The following is a 2,999-nucleotide window of genomic DNA, read 5'->3' as shown; positions in this document are numbered from 1 at the left end:
GGCCGTGGTTTTATGGGCTTTAAAAGCATTATAGAAAAAGATGTAAGTCGAGGGCTCGTTACACAATCAGACTTTAAACAAGTCTTTCCGTATCAGGGTAAGTTAGAACGCCAAGCTACTTTTGCGGTAAATGACTATAACGTGCGAAGTTATAATTTATTACAATCAGCAAGTCTGGAAGCTAATGCATTAAGCTATTCAAGTACTGACTGGCAGGATAACCTGAACCATACTATATCAGGTGTTTATAATGTATATCCTCGTTCTACAACGCAGCTAACGCGAGATCTTGATTCTAAAAGTGTTGTTACATCTACCAATAAAACCATAATTGGAATTGATGAATATGCAAATGTAACAGCCAACTCGGTAGAGATTAATGACGACTGGGGAGTATATACAACATCCCAAACTAGTACTTATCAGAACGATAAAAGCAGTTGGTGGTTAAATAAACTCACTAATAAAACAGTGACAAAAAACGCAATTAAAGAGCGTAATAGTAATGATCCAATAACGAATGTAACACTCGATCAAAAAACATCTAATACAACTGTTTATTCTCAATATCATAGCAGTCGTCAGGCTGGTGTAGTCGAAATTAGTGGTAAAATAGGCTCAGCTATTTCGGGTAATGGCAGTACAGTTACGACTGCTTTTAATGATTACGGCTTACCGCACCTTGTGAGTCAAACAACCAAAGTACGCAACAGTAGCGGCAGTTGGGTTGACCAAACGCGGACGACATCAACTACGTACAGTAAAAATGGCATCAGCGAGGCAAGCGACGGCTATTTCCCCCACAAGCAAATCAATGCTAAAGGGCATATAAGTTATACCAATGTGAACCCCGCCACGGGGCAGGTAACCCAAACACGCCAACAACTCAGTGGCAGTAATTATCAAGTAACCAACTATGGCTATGATGATTACAACCGTCCGTACAGCGTTCAAACTGCGGGTATGCCCATTCAGTACAGTGCAGTACAAACACCGGATACACAAGCTCCCGAACACGCAGCTTTACAAGTCTTAAAGGTGGCAGCCGGGCAACCAGCCCAAAAAATCTATATAGATAAGTTAGGTCGTACACTACGCACTGCCGTACAAGGTTTTGATAGCGATTGGATATTCAGTGATGTTGTTTATAACAGTGTAGGTTATAAAACATTTGAATCTGTACCACATAAAGAGCATGCCTCAGTATTTGGTACATTTTATACCGCACACGATACACTCGGTCGCGTAACTGAAAAAGTAACCAATCAACATTGCGGTGATATGACTACAAACTACGAATACAGCGAACTTGCCACAGGCATAACAGTTTATGATAGTTGTTATGGCATCACGCTAGATATGTCGCGTACTTACAATAGCCTTAAGCAACTAATGCAAACAACTGATGCAAACAATGGAATTACACGTTATAGCTATAATGGGCAAGGGTTACCAATCGTTATTCAAGATGCTAACGGCAATAACATTGTGGCAATGTACAATGCACTTGGTCAAAAAGTACAGGTAAACGATCCAAATCAAGGTATCACTAATTTTCAATATAATGGTTTTGGTGAATTACAACATGAATCCCGAGCGGATAATAAAACCATCAGTTATGTAACCGATGTACTTGGGCGCGTTACACGACGCACCGCGACAGGTGAAAATACGTTAACGTATAGCTATGATGGCGCTACCTATGGCCTAGGGCAGTTAAATCAAGCGGCAGGTAATGGCGTAACAAAAAATTACGCATACGATAGTCGAGGCCGTCCTAGTAGCCAAACTATTATTGGTAGTGGTAAAAGCTACACAACAATCACATTTTACGACAGTAACTATGGCCGTGTAAAAGGGCTACGTTACCCGAATAACCTTACCTTAGAGTACATTTATAACGATGCAGGCTATCAAACGCAGGTAAAAAATGCCGCCAGTGGTTATGTGTTTAAAACTATCATTGAACATGATGTGTTTGGTAATATATCACAGGGGACATTAGGTAATGGGTTAAGTGAAAATACCGCTTACAGCCTTAAGAATGGTCAGATGACCCTTAAAACCATTGCTAAAAATAATAGCAATATCATGAGTATTAATTACTCAGCGTACGATGGGTTTGGTAATTTAAAAGCTGTTGATATCACCTCGGGGAGTATTGGCAACCAGCACAATTTTAGTGAAAGTTACAGCTACGATGCACTGCACCGTTTAGAAAGTAACGCTGTTAATGGCATTACCACGATTGACTACAGCTATGATGCGGTGGGCAATCTGTTATCTAAATCGGATTACGCCTCACAATACGATTACACTAACGGTGCAACAGGTGGGCCAAATGCAGTAAAGCGTGTGCTACGCAACGGCAGTTGGAAAGTATTTAGTTATGATGCACGTGGAAATATGACACGGGGCGACGGCCTTACCAGTGCCAGCTACAACGCGATGGATAAACCCACACAAATTATAAAAAACGGTAAAACCCTCACCTTTACCTATGGTCCACAACACATGCGCTTTAAGCAAGTGAATGGCAGCGTAACCACTTTTTATAGCGATAAGTTATATGAAGAAGAAATCGACGGCACCAAAACCACATGGCGAGCTTACATAGACGACATAGCCGTTATAAGCCAAACGACAGGGGTCAGTGCAAGCATTCGATACACTCACCGTGACCGCTTAGGCAGTGCACGCGTATTTACCGACCATAACGGACAAGTAGAAGCAGAGCGAAATTTTGACCCATTTGGTAAACCACGGCTAGCCAGTGGCGGCTTAAAAGCATTTGGAGATTCAAAACTCGGTGATATGGCGGATGCCAAAACACGAAGAGGCTTTACTGACCACGAACATTTAGATAATGTAGAGCTCATTCATATGAACGGTCGGGTGTACGATTATAACCTTGGTCGGTTTATGTCTGTAGACCCCGTTATCCAAAGCCCAACGAATAGTCAAAGTATTAACCCTTATTCTTACATAATGAATAATCC

1 protein-coding gene is annotated in these 2,999 nt (G+C 41.4%); it reads left to right on the top strand.

Annotated elements, in window-relative coordinates:
• A partial coding sequence (locus DC53_RS00430) for an RHS repeat domain-containing protein (protein ID WP_033032339.1) occupies positions 1-2,999 on the top strand: 2,999 nt, incomplete at both ends.

It is taken from the genome of Pseudoalteromonas fuliginea, from assembly GCF_000690055.1.
Classification (GTDB): Bacteria; Pseudomonadota; Gammaproteobacteria; order Enterobacterales; family Alteromonadaceae; genus Pseudoalteromonas; species Pseudoalteromonas fuliginea.
The sequence above is the reverse complement of the archived record's forward strand: the minus strand, read 5'-3'. Positions and strand labels throughout refer to the sequence as shown.